General features: G+C 61.1%; 17 protein-coding genes. 11 read left to right on the top strand and 6 right to left on the bottom strand.

The window, feature by feature from the left end:
• The first annotated feature begins 2 nt into the window (after window positions 1-2).
• The 7 genes from queD (at window position 3) to LMJ30_RS07915 (ending at window position 5,707) form a co-directional block, all read left to right on the top strand.
• Window positions 3-449 (top strand): 6-carboxytetrahydropterin synthase QueD, encoded by a 447-nt coding sequence (gene queD, locus LMJ30_RS07945; protein WP_169463826.1) that lies wholly within the window; start codon window positions 3-5, stop codon window positions 447-449.
• Entirely contained in the window at window positions 442-918 is a 477-nt protein-coding gene (gene tadA / locus LMJ30_RS07940) for a tRNA adenosine(34) deaminase TadA (protein WP_229431805.1), read from the top strand. Before queD ends, tadA begins: the two co-directional genes overlap by 8 nt.
• Window positions 919-1,024: 106 nt before the next feature.
• Window positions 1,025-1,951 (top strand): alpha/beta fold hydrolase, encoded by a 927-nt coding sequence (locus LMJ30_RS07935; protein ID WP_229431804.1) that lies wholly within the window; start codon window positions 1,025-1,027, stop codon window positions 1,949-1,951.
• Window positions 1,948-2,865 carry a muramoyltetrapeptide carboxypeptidase gene (ldcA, locus tag LMJ30_RS07930; protein WP_229431803.1) on the top strand — a complete coding sequence of 306 codons (918 nt, stop codon included), beginning with the start codon at window positions 1,948-1,950 and terminating at the stop codon, window positions 2,863-2,865. The genes LMJ30_RS07935 and ldcA overlap by 4 nt, the downstream gene beginning before the upstream one ends.
• On the top strand, window positions 2,858-4,135 hold the full coding sequence (locus LMJ30_RS07925; protein WP_229431802.1) for an NAD(P)/FAD-dependent oxidoreductase: 1,278 nt from the start codon (window positions 2,858-2,860) through the stop codon (window positions 4,133-4,135). The genes ldcA and LMJ30_RS07925 overlap by 8 nt, the downstream gene beginning before the upstream one ends.
• Window positions 4,135-5,319, top strand: coding sequence for a DUF418 domain-containing protein (locus LMJ30_RS07920; RefSeq protein ID WP_229431801.1), 1,185 nt, complete (start codon window positions 4,135-4,137; stop codon window positions 5,317-5,319). Before LMJ30_RS07925 ends, LMJ30_RS07920 begins: the two co-directional genes overlap by 1 nt.
• Window positions 5,320-5,365: 46 nt before the next feature.
• Window positions 5,366-5,707 (top strand): zinc ribbon domain-containing protein YjdM, encoded by a 342-nt coding sequence (locus LMJ30_RS07915; protein ID WP_229431800.1) that lies wholly within the window; start codon window positions 5,366-5,368, stop codon window positions 5,705-5,707.
• Between the two features lie 74 nt (window positions 5,708-5,781).
• Here LMJ30_RS07915 and LMJ30_RS07910 read toward each other — a convergent pair whose 3' ends face one another.
• Both LMJ30_RS07910 and LMJ30_RS07905 read right to left on the bottom strand, forming a co-directional pair.
• Entirely contained in the window at window positions 5,782-7,074 is a 1,293-nt protein-coding gene (locus LMJ30_RS07910) for an FUSC family protein (protein WP_229431799.1), read from the bottom strand.
• Window positions 7,075-7,311: 237 nt separating this feature from the next.
• Complete coding sequence (locus LMJ30_RS07905; protein ID WP_229431798.1) at window positions 7,312-8,712, bottom strand: MBL fold metallo-hydrolase; 1,401 nt, start codon at window positions 8,710-8,712, stop codon at window positions 7,312-7,314.
• A 292-nt stretch (window positions 8,713-9,004) separates the two neighbouring features.
• On the opposite strand from LMJ30_RS07905, the gene LMJ30_RS07900 reads away from it, so the two are divergent.
• The 4 genes from LMJ30_RS07900 (at window position 9,005) to nadC (ending at window position 14,826) form a co-directional block, all read left to right on the top strand.
• On the top strand, window positions 9,005-11,032 hold the full coding sequence (locus LMJ30_RS07900; RefSeq protein ID WP_229431797.1) for a tetratricopeptide repeat protein: 2,028 nt from the start codon (window positions 9,005-9,007) through the stop codon (window positions 11,030-11,032).
• 162 nt (window positions 11,033-11,194) lie between these two features.
• A complete protein-coding gene (locus LMJ30_RS07895) occupies window positions 11,195-12,793 on the top strand; it encodes an ABC-F family ATPase (protein ID WP_371872987.1) in 1,599 nt (532 codons plus the stop codon).
• A 39-nt stretch (window positions 12,794-12,832) separates the two neighbouring features.
• Window positions 12,833-13,966, top strand: coding sequence for a quinolinate synthase NadA (nadA, locus tag LMJ30_RS07890; RefSeq protein ID WP_229431795.1), 1,134 nt, complete (start codon window positions 12,833-12,835; stop codon window positions 13,964-13,966).
• Entirely contained in the window at window positions 13,963-14,826 is an 864-nt protein-coding gene (nadC, locus tag LMJ30_RS07885) for a carboxylating nicotinate-nucleotide diphosphorylase (RefSeq protein ID WP_229431794.1), read from the top strand. Before nadA ends, nadC begins: the two co-directional genes overlap by 4 nt.
• A 108-nt stretch (window positions 14,827-14,934) precedes the next feature.
• Here the strand turns inward: nadC and LMJ30_RS07880 are convergent, their stop codons facing one another.
• The 4 genes from LMJ30_RS07880 to LMJ30_RS07865 are packed head-to-tail and all read right to left on the bottom strand — an operon-like array spanning window position 14,935 to window position 18,321.
• Window positions 14,935-15,453 (bottom strand): lipocalin family protein, encoded by a 519-nt coding sequence (locus tag LMJ30_RS07880; RefSeq protein ID WP_229431793.1) that lies wholly within the window; start codon window positions 15,451-15,453, stop codon window positions 14,935-14,937.
• A 51-nt stretch (window positions 15,454-15,504) separates the two neighbouring features.
• Window positions 15,505-16,524, bottom strand: coding sequence for an alpha/beta fold hydrolase (locus tag LMJ30_RS07875; protein WP_229431792.1), 1,020 nt, complete (start codon window positions 16,522-16,524; stop codon window positions 15,505-15,507).
• 51 nt (window positions 16,525-16,575) lie between these two features.
• Window positions 16,576-17,409, bottom strand: a complete 834-nt coding sequence (locus LMJ30_RS07870; protein WP_229431791.1) for an NAD-dependent protein deacetylase — start codon at window positions 17,407-17,409, stop codon at window positions 16,576-16,578.
• Window positions 17,410-17,421: 12 nt separating this feature from the next.
• Window positions 17,422-18,321 carry a DMT family transporter gene (locus tag LMJ30_RS07865; RefSeq protein WP_229431790.1) on the bottom strand — a complete coding sequence of 300 codons (900 nt, stop codon included), beginning with the start codon at window positions 18,319-18,321 and terminating at the stop codon, window positions 17,422-17,424.
• Window positions 18,322-18,350: the final 29 nt, after the last annotated feature.

Raw genomic sequence — 18,350 nt, 5'->3', positions numbered from 1 at the left:
CGATGCTGACCATTACCCGCAAGCTTGAATTCGATGCCGGACACCGGATTCCCGACCATAAAAGCCAGTGCCGCAACCTGCACGGCCATCGCTACACCCTGGAAATTACCCTGACCGGCGCCGTGATCGAAGTCGAAGGCAACTCCGACAACGGCATGATCATGGACTTTTCCGACATCAAGGCGCTGGCCAAGGAACACCTTGTCGACGTGTGGGACCACGCCTTCATCGTCTACGAAAAGGACGACAAGGTGCGCGAGTTCCTGGCAAGCCTGCCTGGCCACAAGACCGTCGTCATCGACCGCATTCCCACCGTCGAGAACCTGGCGCAGGTCGCTTTCGCGATCCTGAAGGCCGCCTACAAGGACCGTTACGGCACCGGCCTGCACCTGCACAAGCTGGTGCTGCACGAAACCCCTAACTGCTGGGCAGAAATTACCGATGCCTGATAGCGACTTCATGCAGCTGGCGCTCGAGCAGGCCCGGCACGCGTGGACCCTCGGTGAAGTGCCGGTCGGCGCGGTGGTGGTCAAGGACGGCGAAGTGATTGCCGTCGGCTACAACCAGCCGATCGGGCGGCATGACCCGACCGCGCACGCCGAGATCGTGGCATTGCGCGCGGCCGCCGAAAAGATCGGCAACTACCGGCTGCCCGGGTGCGAGCTGTATGTGACGCTGGAGCCATGCGTCATGTGTTCCGGCGCCATGATGCATGCACGGCTGGCGCGCGTTGTGTACGCAGCGCAAGACCCGAAAACAGGCGCGGCCGGCTCCGTCGTCAACCTGTTCGAGCAAGAACAATTGAATCATCACACGGAAGTCGTTGGCGGCGTCATGGCGGACGAGGCTGCTGCGATGCTGCGTGGATTCTTTGCCGAGCGGCGCAATGCCGCGCGCCGCGTTATCGTCCCGGAATAATCGCTGGCGCCGCCTTGGCGCCGCTCATGCGTTGGGGTGCGTTGCGCACACCCTCGCCACGCAAAGATGGTATGCTGAATCAGGATAAATCAGCTACACCGATACCATGCCTACCTTGAAGTCGAACGGCATCCGCCTGGCCTACGAAACTGCAGGGGACCCGAAGGACGTCCCCATCCTGCTGATCATGGGCCTCGGCATGCAACTGATCGCCTGGCCCGACGATTTCGTCGAAGGACTGGTCGAGCAGGGCTTCTACGTCATCCGCTTCGACAACCGCGACTGCGGGCTGTCAACCAAGTTCGACCACGCCGGCACGCCCAATCTCTGGCTCACCTACCTCAAATCGCTGCTGCGCTGGCCGATCAAAACCGCCTACACGCTCGACGACATGGCCGAGGACGCCCGCGGCGTGCTGCGCGCGCTGGGCGTGGCCAAGGCGCACGTGGTCGGAACCTCGATGGGCGGGATGATCGCGCAGATCATGGCCGCCAAGTATCCCGACCGCATCCTCAGCCTGACGGCAATCATGTCCAGCAGCGGGCGCCGCGGCCTGCCGGGGCCGACGCGCGAGGCGCGTGCCGTGATGATGCGCCGCCCGCGCAATTCACGCGACATGGAAGCCATCATCGAGCACACCGCCAACATCTACAAGGTGATCGGCAGCCCGGCCTACCCAACGCCCGAAAAGCAATTGCGCGACAACATAGCCCGCGCGATCCGGCGCAACGTCAGCGGCGCGGGCATCGCGCGCCAGATGGTCGCGGTAGCGGCGGCCGGCGACCTGACCGCGCGGCTCGAAGCCATCCGGGTGCCCAGCCTGGTCATCCACGGCGCGGCCGACCCCTTGATTCCCGTCGCCTGCGGCATCGACGTGGCGCGCCACATTTCCGGCGCGCGGCTGGAGATCATCGAGGGCATGGGGCACGATTTGCCCGACCAGCTGATCGAGCGGCTGCTTGCCTTGATCGACGCGCATGCGCACGGTAAGATGGAAGCCGACCCAACACCACGGCTTTTCGAAAAACAGTGATCACATCAAAACCAGGTATCGGCATCGTTGCGCCCAGCGGATGCACCCTCGACGACGCGGCAATCGCCCGCGGCATCCAGATGCTCGAAGCGCGCGGCCACGTCGTCCACAACTACTTCGACACGGCCCGGGCCTTCCAGCGTTTTGGCGGCACCGATGAAGCGCGCCTGGCGCAGCTGCAGGCGGCCGCCTGCGACCCCGATGTCGAGGTCGTGATGGCGCTGCGCGGGCAGTATGGCCTCACGCGCCTGCTGCCGCGCATCGATTTCGAGACCATGGCCGCCAGCGGCAAGATCTTTGTCGGCTTCTCCGACTTCACCGCTTTCCAGATGGGATTGATGGCGAAGACGGGCGCGAAAAGCTATGCGGGACCGATGTTCTATCCCGACTTTGGCGCCGCCGAACCTGACGGCTACACGCTGGACGACTTCTGGAGGTGCCTGGCCGGGCCGACCCACCGTATCGAGGTTGCGGCGCCAGGCAATCCATCGGTGGAAGCGAGCGGCACGATCTGGGGCGGCAACCTGGCGATGGTGATGTCGGTGCTTGGCACCAGCTACTTCCCGAAGATCGACGACGGCATCCTGTTCTTCGAAGACGTCAACGAACATCCGTACCGCATCGAACGCATGCTGCTGCAGCTGCTGCAGGCTGGCGTCATCGAGCGCCAGAAGGCGATCGTGCTGGGCGACTTCTCGTCCTACGGAATCACCGCGGCCGACAACGGCTACAACTTCGACGTGATGGTCGACTACCTGCGCGGCGTGATGCCGGTGCCGGTGCTGACCGGCCTGCCGTTCGGGCACGGCCGCACCCGCGTGACGATTCCGTTTGGCGCGCACGCACGGCTGGTATCGAACGACGCGGGCTTCACGCTGACCATGAGCGACTACCCGACGGTAGCGCATGGCTGACACGCTGCCGGCGCACAGCTTTTACCAGGCTACGTCGGCAGGCGATTCTTATCCATCACTTGAAGGGAACGTCGAGACCGCGGTCTGCATCATCGGCGGCGGCTTTGCAGGGCTGGCCACCGCGCTGTCGCTGGCGGAGCGCGGCGAGACCAACATCGTGCTGCTCGAAGGAGAGGCGATCGGGCACGGCGCTTCGGGCCGTAACGGCGGTTTTGTGTTCGGCGGCTTTTCGCTCGGCGAGCGCGCCTTGCTTGACAGCGCGGGCGAGGAGGCGGGAAGGGCGCTGTACCGGCTGACGCTGGCCGCCGTCGAACAGATCCGCGAGCGCATCGGGCGCTACGCCATCGACTGCGACGCGCGCTACGAGGGCGTCATCCTCGCCAACTGGTTCGACGACGACCGCATCCTCGACGAGCAGCAGCGCTTCATGGCCGACCGCCTCGGCGTGGAATGGCAGCGCATCGGCCGCGCCGAGCTTGGCGACCGGCTGCGCACCAAGCGATACTTCGGCGGACTGTTCGAGCCGTCGGCTTTCCATTTCCATCCCCTGAAATATGCCCAGGGCCTGGCCCGCGCGCTGGCCGGACTGGGTGTCGCGGTGCATGAGCGCAGCAGGGTCGCGCGCATCTCGCGCGAAGGCCATGGCTGGCTGCTGCAGACCGCGGCTGGAGCCGTGCGCGCGAAGGACGTCGTGGTCTGCTGCGGCGGCTACATCGAACGCCTGTATCCGCGCCTTGGCGGCGCGGTTTTGCCGATTGCGACCTACGTGATGGCCACCGAGCCGCTGGGCGAGCGCCTTCAGGAGTCGGTACGTACCGGCGCCGCCGTGTACGACACGCGCTTTGCGTTCGACTATTACCGGCCGCTGGCCGACACACGCCTGCTGTGGGGTGGCCGCATCGCGATCCGCGACCGGAAACCCGCCGAGGTCGCGCGCCTGCTCCAGCAGGACATGCTCAAGGTGTATCCGCAACTGGCTGGCACGCGGGTCGATTACGCGTGGAGCGGCATGATGAGTTACGGCCGCCATCGCATGCCGCAAGTTGGCCGGCTGCCTGAAGGCCTCTGGTACGGCATGGGGTTCGGCGGCCACGGCGTGGGGCCGACGACGCTGGCCGGCGAACTGCTGGCGGCGGCGCTACGCGGTGACGGGAGCACGCTGGCTAACTTCAACCAGTGGGGGCTGCCGCACGCGGGCGGTCGCGCAGGCCTGTTTGCGGCGCAGCTGACCTACTGGTACTACGAATTGCGCGACTGGATGCGCCAGTAATGGGCGCACCGTCATCAACACGATCGGCGCGGATCGACGCGCTGCGGGGGCTTGCGGTGTTCGGCATCCTGCTGATTAACGTCTGGGGTTTCGTCTACGGCTATACAGCGCTGCGCTATGGCGTCGTCGAACCATCGGCTACCACCGGCGACCGTCTCGCCGTGTTCTTCGCCGCGGCGTTTGCGGAGCAGAAGTTCTATCCCATCTTCGCCTTCCTGTTCGGCGCTGGCTTCTCGCTGCAAATGCGTTCGCTCGAACAGAAATCGGGATTGGAGGGCGCGAAGGCGATTTACCTTCGCAGGCTGAAGTGGCTGCTCGTGGTGGGTGTGCTGCACGGTACCTTGCTGTGGTTTGGCGACATTCTAACGTCGTACGCGCTGACGGCGTTCTGGCTGCTGCGGCGGGCGGGGGAATCGTGGCCGGAAGTGCGCCGGTCGATCAGGTTCGCCGTCATCGTCAACGTCGCCATGCTGCTCCTGACGGCCGGAATCATGGCGACGATCGCCAACATGCCGGAGTACGGCGCCGAGACTGCGGCTGAAGCGCTGCTCGCCAACGAGGTATACACGCATGGTCGATGGCTTGAGGTGACGATGGCGCGGATCGGAGATTTCGGCCTCAACATCGGTGGTTTCTGGCTGTTCGTACCCCGCATTGCGCTGCTGTTCCTGCTCGGCGTGGCGGCTGTGCAGCTTGGATGGCTGACGCATCCCGAGCAGCACCGGGCGCTGTGGCGCCGCATCCTGCTTGTTGGCGTATTCATCGCGCTTCCCCTTAACGTTTGGTGGGGCTACGAAGCACTGAGCTGGGCGCTCGAACCCGAAACGTCTTCCCGATCGGTGCATATGGCATCGCTCGTCCTCGAACTTGCGGGGCCGGCGCTGGCTGCGGCTTACGTGGCCGTATTCATGCTCGCTGGCCAGCGTGCGATGGACGCTGTGGCACGATGGCTCGCGCCGGTCGGGCGCATGGCGCTGACCAACTACCTTGGCCAGTCGCTGGCGTGCGGATTGCTGCTGCAGGCGTACGGACTGGGTCTTGGTGCAGTACTGTCGCGGGCCGAATTGATGGGGCTGAGCGCGGCGATCATGCTGGCCCAGGTTCTCGTGAGCCGGTGGTGGATGTCCGGCCACGACCAGGGTCCTGCGGAGGCGCTGTGGAGGCGTTACACGTACCGGCGCTGAGGTGGAGGGTATACTTGCGCTTTCTTATGATCGCCAGGATAACAAGATGACCGCATTACCTCAATGCCCGAAGTGCAATTCAGAGTTCACCTACGAAGACGGCGCCCAGCTGGTCTGCCCGGAATGCGGCAATGAATGGACGGCGCAGGTGGCCGGCGCGCAGGAAGAGGGCGCCAAGGTCTACCGCGACGCATCTGGCAACGTGCTGCAGGACGGCGACACTGTCACCGTGATCAAGGACCTGAAGCTCAAGGGCTCCGGCGGCACCGTCAAGATGGGCACGAAGGTCAAGAACATCCGCCTGGTCGATAGCGACCATGACATCGACTGCAAGATCGAGGGTTTTGGTGCAATGAGCCTGAAGTCGGAGTTTGTCAGGAAGGTATAACGATCTGGCCGAGGATACCTGTCAATATTCGAGAGTGCTCGGGCCAAGTGTTCGCTTTCCTCGACTAGCTCTAATCATGAAACGGGCGAATTCGAGTCGTTTAGTTGACTTCGTGTTGAGTCCTTCGCAGCGGGCGCGACTGACTTCAACGCACCTAAAGCGTCTCTAGCTGACTCTCGAACTATTTCGGTGAACCCTGGAACTGAATTCATTGCGCTCTTGATCAAGTCTGAGGACGCTAATTCATGCCATGGACTACCGTGACTATCTGCCTCTACAAAGCGAAGCGGTTGTTCATCGAGGCGGGTTAGTGCGGAGGAAAGAAGCCGCGCTTCCATATCTTTGTCAAAACGCGCGGCTTCTCGTCGATAGCCTTCGTAAGCACTCGAAACAGATGCTTTGAAAGCGTAGTCCTCAGATAACCGAAAACGTTGACCGATTTGTTTGTTCGCAAGCCAGCCGAACCAAATTGGCGCACCTAGGGAAAGAGCGGCAAGCAACAGGTTCAAGATTGCGGTGCCAATGGTCAGACTTGGATTCTTCATCAATTCACTTAGTTCGTGCAGGCGTTGCGACCCGACGAATGCACCAAATGCGAGCGCGGCGACGAATCCACCCACCCATATCCACATCGAGATATCAAGTGCTTTGGATCGCGCGGTAAAGGCTGCCGCGAGTCCTTGACTCGTCGCTGCTGCGTATGCTAAATGGCACTGTTTCAGTATGGTCTCGGCTTCGTTTAGCCTGCTTGCAAGGTCCGCGCTATGTTTAGTGGCGGTCTCTCTAGCAGCCGCCGTGCTAACACGGTCTGATTCCGCATCCTTCAGCAACTCGGCCATTCGAGCGCGATCCTGAGCCAGCTGTTCCAAATCAGCGGGTAACTGGTCTGCCGCGTCATACGCGTGCTCAATCCTAGTGACCATGTCGATGAGTCTAGCCGAACGCGGCTCGACCTCATTAAGTCGCGCCTCCAGTGCCGTCGCTCTGGTTCGAATGCGCGCGGTCAGCTTTACTGTATCGCCGGCAGTACCTGCGTCAGTAACAAGTACTGGCTCAACAGCTTGTCGAAGGCCATCAAGTGTATGTAAGAATGTTGGCACTGCCGCGGCTGCGCTACCCCATATCTGGGGAACAGTATGTGATCGTAGAAATTGAAGCCGTCGGCCGTAATCTGCGATTTGGCCGTCGTGCGCACCCAGTTCGTCGGAACCACGTTCTCTAATCAGCTTGGATAAGGATTCAACGGTTGCTACCAGTTCGCGGCGTGTAATTCCAGGAAAGCTCCAATTATTGTGAGCAATGCTGAATGGCTCGTCATTCGGTATCCCTGAATTGACGGCGGTCGCGATCTGATCCAGTTCGCTCACGACATTTTGGAGAATGGAATGCATACTAGGACCTAGGGTGGCTTAATTTCTAGCAAGAATAGCATTGATACTTGCAGTCGTGAGACTATATCTACCTTTTTCGGCTGGTAGCACCTGCGCGCCAATATGCGAATGTCGGTTGCGCTTAAAGGCTTGAATCGGAACGGTATTGCTGCCGTAAGATGCATCAGCAAACATAAGCCTACGTATATCCATTGCCTAACGGCACAATTTTGATCAATCAAGCTTGCTGGGGTTTGGTGTTGGCAAAGCTGAAGACATACAGTTTGGTCTGCGGGCGCCTTTTATATTGTTTAGCTGCGCTGCCTGATAGGCCCCGAATACATCGTTGAACAGGCAACGGATCAGCGGATCGTCGACGAGTTCCGCCGCTTCGATCTTCTCGTCGATATCGGCGTCGAAGACCGTATCGTTGATCCGCATGTACATAGACGTGAGCGCCTCGCCCTTCGTCAGCGCTGCGAACAGTTTTGCCGCCGGAACCTCGGTGGTCCAGGCGAGCGGATCGGCATTATCCTCAAGAAGCGCGATGGTGTCGCCTTTTACCCGGTAGTGAAAGTCTGTTTTCGTTCCAGCGTGATCGTAGACCGACAGGCGCCAAATGCGCTCCGCTTCAAAGAAGCTGTCTTCCGGCAGCTCCATTTCGCGGTATTTCTCCAGCAAGCCCTCGCGACAGTAGTCAAGGACTGACTGCATTTCGCCCGGCGTAAGTGCCGCAAACCGGCGTGCGATGTCGGATGTATGCGGAGGCTCGACAGTGGCGTCGTAGCGATAGTCGACATCCTGTTCACCGACCGGTATGACCCATGGCAAGGCCTCGGCAGCCTGAAGCGACTGTTCGTCCAGCACGACTGAGACCGAAGGATTAAGCCTGACGACGCGGGCCTTGGGCAAGGCGTGCTCGACCTCCGCCTTGAACTGCGCGTAGGTGATCGGGAAGAACCTGTGCCGGTACCAGGACCACGATTCCTGCGTAAACTGGCATGAACTCGGCACCACGAAGCGGGGATTGAGCACCTTCAACTGGTCGATCCACTCCGCCGGCAGTTCGAGCGAGGCGGCGTCGGCGCGCGATGGCGCCAGCACCTCGATCTCGCGCATCGTCTGGAATGGCCATAGCACCATGTCCCACGGCCCTTCGTTCGCCAGCTCGGCAAGGGCGACCGGGGAAATCCACGAGTCGACCACGTTCAGCACGTTCATCCCGCCGGCCCGGATCTGGAACATCGAGTCGACATCGGAATCGAGCGCTTCGCGCGGAATCACTTTGATCGGTCCGACGTCCACCGCGACATTCGTTTCCAGCTTGTACAAGTTGACGAATCCCAGCGCCCTGACCATGTCGAATAGCTCGTCGAACAGGCAGTAGATGTGAATGGGCGTGGTGCGGTCGAGCAGGTTCAGGCTGTCGAGCGAGCAGTGGTCATCGTGGAAATGCGAAATGAAGACCGCGTCGAAACGCTCGCGCCGGATCTGTTCGTGGTCGAAACGCACGTCCGGGAAAGCATGGCAGTTCGTGCTGAACGGATTTTCGAAAATCGGGTCGAAGGCAATCCGCGTTTCGTCGCACTCGAAGACGTAACCGGCGTGGAGGATCCTGGATATTCTCAGAGTCATAGGGTTTGGTAGGGAGACGTTCGCGTGTGACGAGTCGCTATTATCTCATCTGGCCTCCACCTACGCAGCCGTTATCACCAACTTTACCGACGCAAGGGGCCATGAAATTGGACACGCTCGTTTGTTTGGGCGGTTCGCTTGCAAAAAATGCGATTGACCGATTGCCCACACTTCATCTGCCGGTTTTGCGCCGCTCGGCTCTTAAGCTGTTGCTCGGTTGTATGAAGCTGCCGAGAATGCTATCGTGTGCAATTACGTAGACAGACCTGATGTGTATTCCTGGTAAACGATAATGACATTTCGAACATTAGCTGCGGCGGCAATATTTTCTAGTGTGGTAGGACATGCTGATTCGGCGACACCCGACAAAGGTGGCGGGGGCGCCGAGCTTGCGGTTATCCGCGCGCAGATAGAGAAACTTGAAAATGAACTCATTGTTCATAAGCAGGTGCTTCATTTGAGTATAGAAGCAAACGATAAACGGCTAGCGGATTATGGAACCCATGTGGCTCAACAGGGCACGCAGACCACCTGGGTGGGGAATTTAGTTGGTATGACGGGAATCGGCATTACGTTAATTGGGGTAATTGCCGGATTGGCAACTTATGTAAGCGCGACAGCGCGCGCCCGGAGTGAGGCGCGCAAGGTTGCTGATGAATGGTTTCGCGACAATGCGGTCGGTATTGCAGCCCTCATCAGCGAAGTCGAACAGAAGGTCGCCACTGCGCTCGCCGCGATCGACGGGCACCGAGTGCGAGTGAGTGCGGCAGCTCAGGACGCCGAAGACCAGGTAAAGGCAGCCGCGGAAATGGTCCTTTCAAGCTCATTCATCCGCGATCTCTCGTCGCACCCGGATTCGCAAGATGCAAACCTTGATAGCCGTGAAAGCGAGCCGAATGTCGCAGCGACGACCGTGATTCGGGCTGCGAGTGACGAGCTAAAGCGCAAGCCTGAGCAAGACTTCAATGCAAACGACCACTATGTACGCGGTGTTTCCTTCTACATGAACGGGAATATGAAGAGCGCATTGGATTCCTTTACCGCAGCCGTAGACGCATCCGTTGGGGTATCGCCTGCTGAGGAGGCGAGTTATTTGGTTGCCCGAGCATCAGCTTTAGGTGCCCTCGGGCGTAATGAGGAAGCGGTTGCAGTCTACGAATTACTTGATCGTCGCTTTGGTCAAAATGGCAGTTCCGAAGTGCGCGACCAGTTGGCGAGGGGCTTGGTGAATAAGGGTGTCGCGCTAAGTCGTCTTGGTAGACCTGATGAGGAACTTGCTGCATACGATAGGTTAGATCGCGACTTTGGCACCGATGCCGCCGTACGTGAGCAACTAGCGAAAGGGCAGCTCTACAAGGCTATTACGCTAAATGATGTCGGTACGCCTGAACAGGCTCTAGCAGCATTCGATGTTCTTGATCGTAAGTTTGGGAATGACGTATTGGTGACAATCCGGGAATACGTTGTCCGCGGAATGATCGCGAAAGCGCTTAAGCTCGGTTCTATGGGGGCGTTAAGCGACGAGATAGGCGTGTACGACGCTTTGTATAATCGCTTTAGTTCAGACGAGGCGCTTGATATCCGTGAGCAAGTTGCGAAAGCGCTCCACTTTAAAGGCATTACCTTGACTAATCAGGGAGATTTCGACGCCGCTGTTTCCACGTTCAATCTAATTGATGCCCAGTTCGGCGCCGACGACGCTCCGAAGTTGCGAGAGCGCGTCGTCGGGGCACTAATCAGTAAAGCATTAGCTTTCAGCAAAGCAGAAAGGCCGGGTGAGGAGATAGCGGTCTACGATCTCATTTTTAAACGCTTTGAGTTCGATACTTCTGATTCGATCCGACAACAGGTTGCTAAAAGTTTGAATTTCAAGGGCATTACGTTGGACACTCTCGACAAGGCGGCTGAGGCCCTCGCCGTCTACGAGCTTGTTTTTGCGAAGTTCGGGGCGGATGCTGCGCCAGCAGTCCGCGAGCAGGTGGCAAATAGTATGAGCAGTAGGACGATTACCTTAAGCCAGTTGGGACGACATGATGAGTCAATCGCTGTATATGATGAAATGTATGCACGTTTTTCGAACGATGATTCGCCAAGTGTGCGGAGTAAGATCGCCGCAGGCTTGACCATTAAAGGTCTTATGCTCAAGGCGGAAGGGAGGCTGAATGAGGCCGTTGCGGCGTTTCAGCTGCTTGAAGACCGCTACGGCCACGATGAGGATCCTGCCGTTCGCGATCGTGTAGCGAAGGGAGTTGCTTCCCGAGATGAAATTTTGCGCCAAGCTGAGGCGGGGCCCGAAGGCGAAGGTCCCCGCACTGCATGACGGGCTGTGTGGAAAGATGGCGAAGCGGGTATAGATGCGTTAGTAGTGAATTGGTAAGACCTTGCTGCCGTGCGGTTCCAATCGCCGCTTCGGTAGCGGTGATCCGCCGCACGATGGTAAAATACACGGTTAATCAAATCATCGCTTGCAAGGGCTTTACCAGTGCTATCTACAGCTAATATCACAATGCAATTCGGCGCCAAGCCGTTGTTCGAAAACATTTCCGTCAAGTTCGGCGATGGCAACCGCTATGGCCTGATTGGCGCGAACGGTTGCGGCAAGTCGACCTTCATGAAAATCCTCGGCGGCGACCTCGAACCGTCGGCCGGCAACGTCATGCTCGACACCAATGAGCGCCTCGGTAAGCTGCGTCAGGATCAGTTCGCTTACGAAGACAAGCGCGTCCTGGACGTGGTCATGATGGGCCACACCGAATTGTGGAACGCGATCAGCGAGCGTGACGCAATCTACGCGAATCCGGAAGCGACCGACGACGACTACATGCACGCGGCCGAATTGGAAGCCAAGGTCGCCGAGTACGACGGCTATTCGGCGGAAGCGCGCGCCGGCGAGCTGCTGCTGGGCGCAGGCGTGTCGATCGACCAGCACCAGGGCCCGATGAGCAACGTGGCGCCAGGCTGGAAGCTGCGCGTGCTGCTGGCGCAGGCGCTGTTCTCGAATCCGGACATCCTGCTGCTCGACGAACCGACCAACAACCTGGACATCGATACGATTCGCTGGCTCGAAGACGTGCTTAACCAGCGCAACTCGACCATGATCATCATTTCGCACGATCGTCACTTCCTGAACCAGGTCTGCACGCACGTGGCCGACATGGACTACGGCACCCTGAAGATCTACCCGGGTAACTACGACGAGTACATGCTGGCGTCGACGCAAGCGCGTAACCAGCAGCTGGCGAACAACGCCAAGGCCAAGGAAAAAGTCGCGGAACTGCAGGACTTCGTACGCCGCTTCTCGGCCAACAAGTCGAAGGCACGCCAGGCGACCTCGCGCGCCAAGCAGATCGACAAGATCAAGGTCGAGGATATCAAGCCGTCCTCGCGCGCCTATCCGTTCGTGCGTTTCGACGGCGAGAAGAAGCTGCACCGCCTCGCGGTGGAAGTGGAAGGCATCTCGAAGAAGTACGACGTCCAGCTGTTTAAGAACTTCAGCATCATGGTCGAAGCGGGCGAACGTATCGCGATCATCGGCCCTAACGGCGCCGGTAAGACCACCTTGCTGCGTTCGATCTGCGGCGAGATGTGCGGCATGACCACCGATACCGGCCGGGTGAAGTGGGCCGAGAACGCCAACGTCGGCTACATGCCGCAGGATCCGACCGAAGAATTCATGGACGACCTGACCCTGACCGACTGGATGGGCCGCTGGACCAAGGAAGGCGACGACGACCAGGCCGTGCGCTCGATCCTGGGCCGCCTGCTGTTCGGCGGCGACGAGGTGAAGAAGTCGGTCAAGGTGCTGTCGGGTGGCGAGAAGGGCCGCATGATGTACGGTAAGCTGATGCTGGGCCGTCATAACGTCATGCTGCTTGACGAGCCGACCAACCACATGGACATGGAATCGATCGAGTCGCTGAATATCGCACTGGATAAGTACGCAGGCACCCTCATCTTCGTGTCGCACGACCGCGAGTTCGTGTCGTCGCTGGCCAACCGCGTCCTCGAAATCAAGGATGGTCAGATCATCGACTTCCGCGGAAACTACGAAGACTACCTGCAAAGCCAGGGTATTAACTAAGCCACGGTGTCTGGCAATAACAATGATGGGGTTATCACCATGAGAGTCCTTCCGATCAAGACCGTCGAGTACGACCACCCGCAGGGTGGCCTGAGCTGCACCGCCCAGGCGTGGGCGCGTACGCCCGCCACGCCTTCGCCAGAAGAGAAGATCGCGCTCAAGGAGCGCATCCGCAAGCTGCTGAAGGAGCGCGAAGCAGTGCTCGTCGCGCACTACTACGTTGATGGCGACCTGCAGGACCTGGCCGAAGAAACCGGCGGCTGCGTGTCTGATTCGCTGGAGATGGCGCGCTTCGGCCGCGATCACCCTGCCAAGACGCTGGTGGTGGCAGGCGTGCGCTTCATGGGCGAGACGGCGAAAATCCTGAGCCCGGAAAAGACCATTCTGATGCCGGACCTGGACGCGACCTGTTCGCTCGACCTGGGCTGCCCGGCCGACGAATTCGCCGCCTTCTGTGACCAGCATCCGGACCGCACGGTGGTCGTGTATGCGAACACCAGCGCGGCCGTGAAGGCGCGCGCCGACTGGATGGTGACCTCGTCGATCGGCCTCGACATCGTGGCCCACCTGCACGCACAGGGCAAAAAAATCCTGTGGGCGCCGGACAAGCACCTCGGCGGCTATATCCAGAAAAAAACCGGCGCGGACATGCTGCTGTGGCAGGGTTCGTGCATCGTCCACGATGAGTTCAAGGGCGTCGAGCTTGAGCTGCTGAAGGCCGAGCATCCGAACGCCAAGGTGCTGGTGCACCCTGAATCGCCAGCCAGCGTGGTGGCGATGGCCGACGTGGTCGGCTCGACCACACAGCTGATCAACGCGGCGCAGACGCTGGACGCGACCGAATTCATCGTCGCTACCGACAACGGCATCTTGCACAAGATGCGCATGGCGGCTCCGGGCAAGCACTTCATTGAAGCGCCGACCGCTGGCAACAGCGCGACGTGCAAGAGCTGCGCGCACTGCCCGTGGATGGCGATGAACGGCCTGCAGAACCTGGCCGACGTGCTCGAAAGCGGCAAGAACGAGATCTTCGTCGATCCTGAAATCGGCAAGCAGGCGGTTCGGGCAATCGACCGCATGCTCGATTTCGCAGCGGCGAAGAAGGCCAAGGCACTGCCGACCGGCGACCTGGCGACCGAATCCACACTGTTCTCCGGAGTTGGCCCTGCATGACGACCTTGCGTAACCCGTTTGATGATTTTGACGAGAAGCTGCAGGCTTCGTTCGAGCAGAACCTGCTGGCGGCGCTGCTGGAAGACGTCGGCACCGGCGACCTGACGGGCAAGCTGGTGCCGGACGATGTCCGCGTGCGTGCGCGCGTGCTGGTGCGTGAAGATGCGGTGCTGTGCGGCGCGCCGTGGTTCGAAGGCGTGATGATCGCGCTGGACCAGTCGATCGAGATCGACTGGCAGTACGCTGAAGGCGACATGATGACGGCTAACAGCGTGGTCTGCACCATCGAAGGACCGCCGCGCGCTTTGCTGACGGCGGAACGCAGCGCGCTGAACTTCCTGCAGCTGATGTCGGGCGTTGCGAGCGCGACGCGCAAGTATGTCGAACTGGTCGCGGGCACCAATGCGGCCATCCTCGACACCCGCAAGACCTTGCCGGGCCTGCGCCAGGCGCAGAAGTATGCGGTGCGTGTCGGCGGCGGAAAGAACCAGCGCATGGCGCTGTATGACGGCATCCTGATCAAGGAAAACCATATCGCTGCCGCTGGCGGCGTGCGCCCCGCGCTCGCGGCGGCGCAAGCGCTCAATGCCGGCGTGTCGATCCAGATCGAAGTGGAAAACCTGGCGCAGCTCGATGAGGCGCTGTCGGCTGGCGCAGTGTCGGTTTTGCTGGATAATTTCGACCTGCAGATGATGCGCGATGCGGTGAAACTGAATGCCGGCCGCGCGCTGCTCGAGGCGTCGGGTGGGGTGAATATGGACAGCGTGCGCGCGATCGCGGAGACGGGTGTCGACCGGATTTCGATCGGCAGCCTGACCAAGGATGTGCGGGCGACGGATTATTCGCTGCGGATTCTCTGATCATACGAACCGGCGGATGCGCGCGACGCGCTTATCCGCCCTACGATCAGCCGGCCGCGTACGGTAGGGCGGATAAGCGCAAAGCGCGCATCCGCCGATTTGCCCGCATTACCTCGCCTCGTGCGTCACATGTATCAGCTTCGACGTATCGAACCCAAGCGCCTGCGCCTTATCGAGCAGGCGCTTTTTTGTTGCCGCATCCATGGTCGGCGTGCGTGACAGCAGCCACATGTAGTCCTTGTCGGGTCCGCTGATCAGCGAGTAGCTGTAGTTCTCGCGGTCGAGGTCGTAGACGACGTACGACCCGTAAAACGGCCCGAAGAACGACACCTTCAGGTAGCCGACATTGGGCGACTCGACAAACTTGGCCTTTCCTTCAGCGTCCTTCCATTCCTTTTTCTCCGGGTTATAGCCGCGGTTGAGCACCTTGATGGTGCCGTCGGCGTTCACGCTGTACTCGGCAGTGACGTTGGTCAGCCCGCGCTCAAAGGAGTGGTCCATGCGCGCAATTTCGTACCACTTGCCCAGATACCTGGCACTGTCGAAGTCCTGCACCGGCGTGATGTTGTCCGGCTTGCCCGCGCAGCCAGCCAGCAGCACCGCGCATAAAATCAGTAACCCTCGCATAATCGGCTCCAGTAATTTGCTGGAGCCATTCTAGCTTCTCTGATCAGAACGCTACGCGCGGCTGGGCTGGGCTTGCGCCAGGCGCACAGGTTCGGGCAGGTTCATCGCGTCCACGGCCCGCACAATCAGCTCCGGGTGGGTGTAGTGCACCATGTGGCCCACCCCTGGCTCGACTTTCAGCGTACTTTTCAGCACGTCGTTGTGCAGCCGCGCCGAGTTGTCCGACGGGTCGACCACACGGTCCCCGCTGCCTGCAATGATTGACACCGGCATCGCCAGCTCGGAATAGTGCTTCTTGAGCGTCATCGCCGACGGAACCATCAGCGCGCTTTCCGCGGCGCCGGCCCTCAGTTGCGAGGGGCGCAGCATCATCCAGACCGGCAACTGTCGGAAGCTGTCGGGAATGGGGGCGGGGCGGAACATGTGCCTGGCGATCGCGGGCCACATCAGCCGCCCTAACAGCGGGGACAGCGTGTAACGCAGCACGTCGCCGATCAGCGGGATCGCCGGCGGCGCCATCAGCGGGGCGTCCAGCCGCAGGTTGGGATAGTAGTAGCCCGATAACAGCACCAGTCCGCGCACATATCCCGGATGGGCAAGGCCCATCGCGACGGCGACCATGGTGCCCCACGAGTGCCCGAGTACAACGGGCCTTTCGACTCCCAGCTTTTCCAGCGCCTTGTACAGCAGTTCGGCCTGCGCTTTCGGCGTCCAGATGGTCGTTCGCGGGCGGTCGCTGTAGCCAAAGCCCGGACGGTCGACGATATAGACCTTGTGATGCCGCGCCAGGTGTGCGGTCAGGCCGCTGGCATCGAAATCGTTGTGCGTGAGGCCATTTCCGTGCAGCATTACGACCGGCGGCCCGTCACCGTGTACCGTGTAGTGCAGGCGTACGCCGTCGACGTCGACAAATTGCCCTTCGGGCGGGTTTTCGCGTTCCGCCTGGCTGGTTTTCGCCCGCACGTAGAGGAAGGAGGCCAGCAGCGCGGCACCCGCCAGCAGGCCTGGGCCACGCCACTTGCCCAGCAGGGGGGTATGGGTGGGGTAGTAAGGTGTGATGTTGTTCGACACGGCGCTCTCCCTGTTTAACAGCCCAGTCAATGGGACTCGGCGGAGGGCGTCTTAGTTCAGGAAATTTCGCAGTAGAGGCAAGACTTGCTCGGCCGAGGCTTCCAGCTTGAGCGACAGCAGGTCGTCCGCGCGGGTTTTTCCAAGATTGACGGCGGCAATGGGCTTACCTGCGGCGGCTGCCATGCGGCAGAAGCGGTAGCCGGAAAATACCACCAGGGACGAGCCGACCACGAGCAGGGCGTCCGCGTCCTCCATCCGGGCAAGCGCACGGCGGGTGCAGTCGGCCGGCACGCCGTCGCCAAAGAACACGACGTCGGGCTTCAGGGTGCCGCTGCAATGGACGCAGAATGGTTCGTGGAAGGCGGCCAGGGTTTCCGGTTCGAGCTGCGCGTCGCCGTCCGGGAGCGGCCGCGCGGTCGTGCCCAGCATGCCAGGATTGGCTTCCTCCAGCAGGGACTGCACGAAAGCGCGGCTGAACCGCGCATGGCAGTCGAGGCAGACCACGGAATGGATGTTGCCATGCAGTTCAAGCACATCGCTGCTGCCGGCGCGCTGGTGCAAGCCGTCGACATTCTGGGTCATCAGGGAGCCGACGGCGCCTTGGGCTGCCAGGTCGGCCAGCGCGCGGTGGCCGGCGTTGGGCTCTGCGCGCGCGAGGGTTGGATAGCCGACCATGCTGCGCGCCCAGTAGCGGCGGCGCGTCGCCTCGAACCTGCGAAAGTCCGGGCCCTGCACCGGCGTCGGGCCGCGCCGCGATCCGTCCTTGTCGCGGTAGTCGGGAATGCCCGAACCGGTGCTGATCCCCGCGCCAGTCAGCACCAGCACGCGCGAATGGCGCGTGAGGAACTGGGCCAGGCGCTGTACGGCTAAGGTGTCGTGATCCATGGCTGCATTATGCTACCGCCGCGCCGACACCACGATGCCGCCGACGATCAGCGCGAATGCGACTGCGTGGTAGAGCTGCGGGGTCTCGCCAAGGAAGGCCGACGACAGGAGCGTGGCGAACAGCGGCGTCAGGTTGACAAAGAAGGCGGAGACGCTGGGCCCCGCCCGCTGCACGCCGGCGCCCCAGCAGCGCAGGGCGATGATCGCCGGGCCAATGGCGACAAACAGCAGCCCGGCGATCACCGGCCAGCTCCACGCGACGGGCGCGCTGCCGGCGGCGATCTCGATGCCGGTGAAGGCGCCCGACCACAGCACCCCGTAAATGACCTGGGCGAGCATGAAGGCGGCCCAGTCGGCGCGGATGCGCGCGGGGTCGCCCGGCTGCATCAGCAGCCAGCTGTAGAACGACCAGGCGATTGTTGCGAGGATCATGTACAGGTCGCCCGCGACCATGCGCAGCGCGAGCAGCTCGCTCCACTCGCCGCGCGACAGGACGATCAGGACGCCCGCAATCGACAGCACCGCACCGCCCAGCTGCCGCGCGCGCGCCTTTACGCCAAAGAACAGCGACCCGACGAGCAGCATCCAGACCGGCAGGCCCGATGCGACCAGGGTGACGTTAATTGGCGTGGAGGTTTGCAGCGCCAGGTACTGGAACGAGTTATACAGGCCGATGCCGAGCAGGCCAAGCATCGAGAAGCGCCGCCAGTTGGACAGCAGGCCCGATCCGCTTTGCAGCGCCGCGCGCCCGAGCGGCAACAGGATCACCAGCGCGATGGTCCAGCGCAGCAGGTTGAGCGTCATCGGCGGAACCGCGTCGCGCAGCAGGCGCCCGACGATGGCGTTGCCTGCCCAGAGCAGCGGCGGAATCGTCAGCAATGCCGCCGTTGAGGGTGTCAGTTTGTGGTTCATGTGCTTTGGCCGTGCCGCGGCCATCCAGG

The sequence above is a fragment of the Massilia agrisoli genome (assembly GCF_020831365.1).
In the GTDB taxonomy this organism is placed as follows: domain Bacteria; phylum Pseudomonadota; class Gammaproteobacteria; order Burkholderiales; family Burkholderiaceae_D; genus Telluria_A; species Telluria_A agrisoli.
The sequence above is the reverse complement of the archived record's forward strand: the minus strand, read 5'-3'. Positions and strand labels throughout refer to the sequence as shown.

Bases quoted from the DNA above. Each gene is read 5' to 3' on its own strand.
- queD (WP_169463826.1), top strand. From the start codon at position 3: ATGCTGACCATTACCCGCAAGCTTGAATTCGATGCCGGACACCGGATT.
- tadA (WP_229431805.1), top strand. From the start codon at position 442: ATGCCTGATAGCGACTTCATGCAGCTGGCGCTCGAGCAGGCCCGGCAC.
- LMJ30_RS07935 (WP_229431804.1), top strand. From the start codon at position 1,025: ATGCCTACCTTGAAGTCGAACGGCATCCGCCTGGCCTACGAAACTGCA.
- LMJ30_RS07925 (WP_229431802.1), top strand. From the start codon at position 2,858: ATGGCTGACACGCTGCCGGCGCACAGCTTTTACCAGGCTACGTCGGCA.
- LMJ30_RS07920 (WP_229431801.1), top strand. From the start codon at position 4,135: ATGGGCGCACCGTCATCAACACGATCGGCGCGGATCGACGCGCTGCGG.
- LMJ30_RS07915 (WP_229431800.1), top strand. From the start codon at position 5,366: ATGACCGCATTACCTCAATGCCCGAAGTGCAATTCAGAGTTCACCTAC.
- LMJ30_RS07905 (WP_229431798.1), bottom strand. From the start codon at position 8,712: ATGACTCTGAGAATATCCAGGATCCTCCACGCCGGTTACGTCTTCGAG.
- LMJ30_RS07900 (WP_229431797.1), top strand. From the start codon at position 9,005: ATGACATTTCGAACATTAGCTGCGGCGGCAATATTTTCTAGTGTGGTA.
- nadA (WP_229431795.1), top strand. From the start codon at position 12,833: ATGAGAGTCCTTCCGATCAAGACCGTCGAGTACGACCACCCGCAGGGT.
- nadC (WP_229431794.1), top strand. From the start codon at position 13,963: ATGACGACCTTGCGTAACCCGTTTGATGATTTTGACGAGAAGCTGCAG.
- LMJ30_RS07880 (WP_229431793.1), bottom strand. From the start codon at position 15,453: ATGCGAGGGTTACTGATTTTATGCGCGGTGCTGCTGGCTGGCTGCGCG.
- LMJ30_RS07870 (WP_229431791.1), bottom strand. From the start codon at position 17,409: ATGGATCACGACACCTTAGCCGTACAGCGCCTGGCCCAGTTCCTCACG.
- LMJ30_RS07865 (WP_229431790.1), bottom strand. From the start codon at position 18,321: ATGAACCACAAACTGACACCCTCAACGGCGGCATTGCTGACGATTCCG.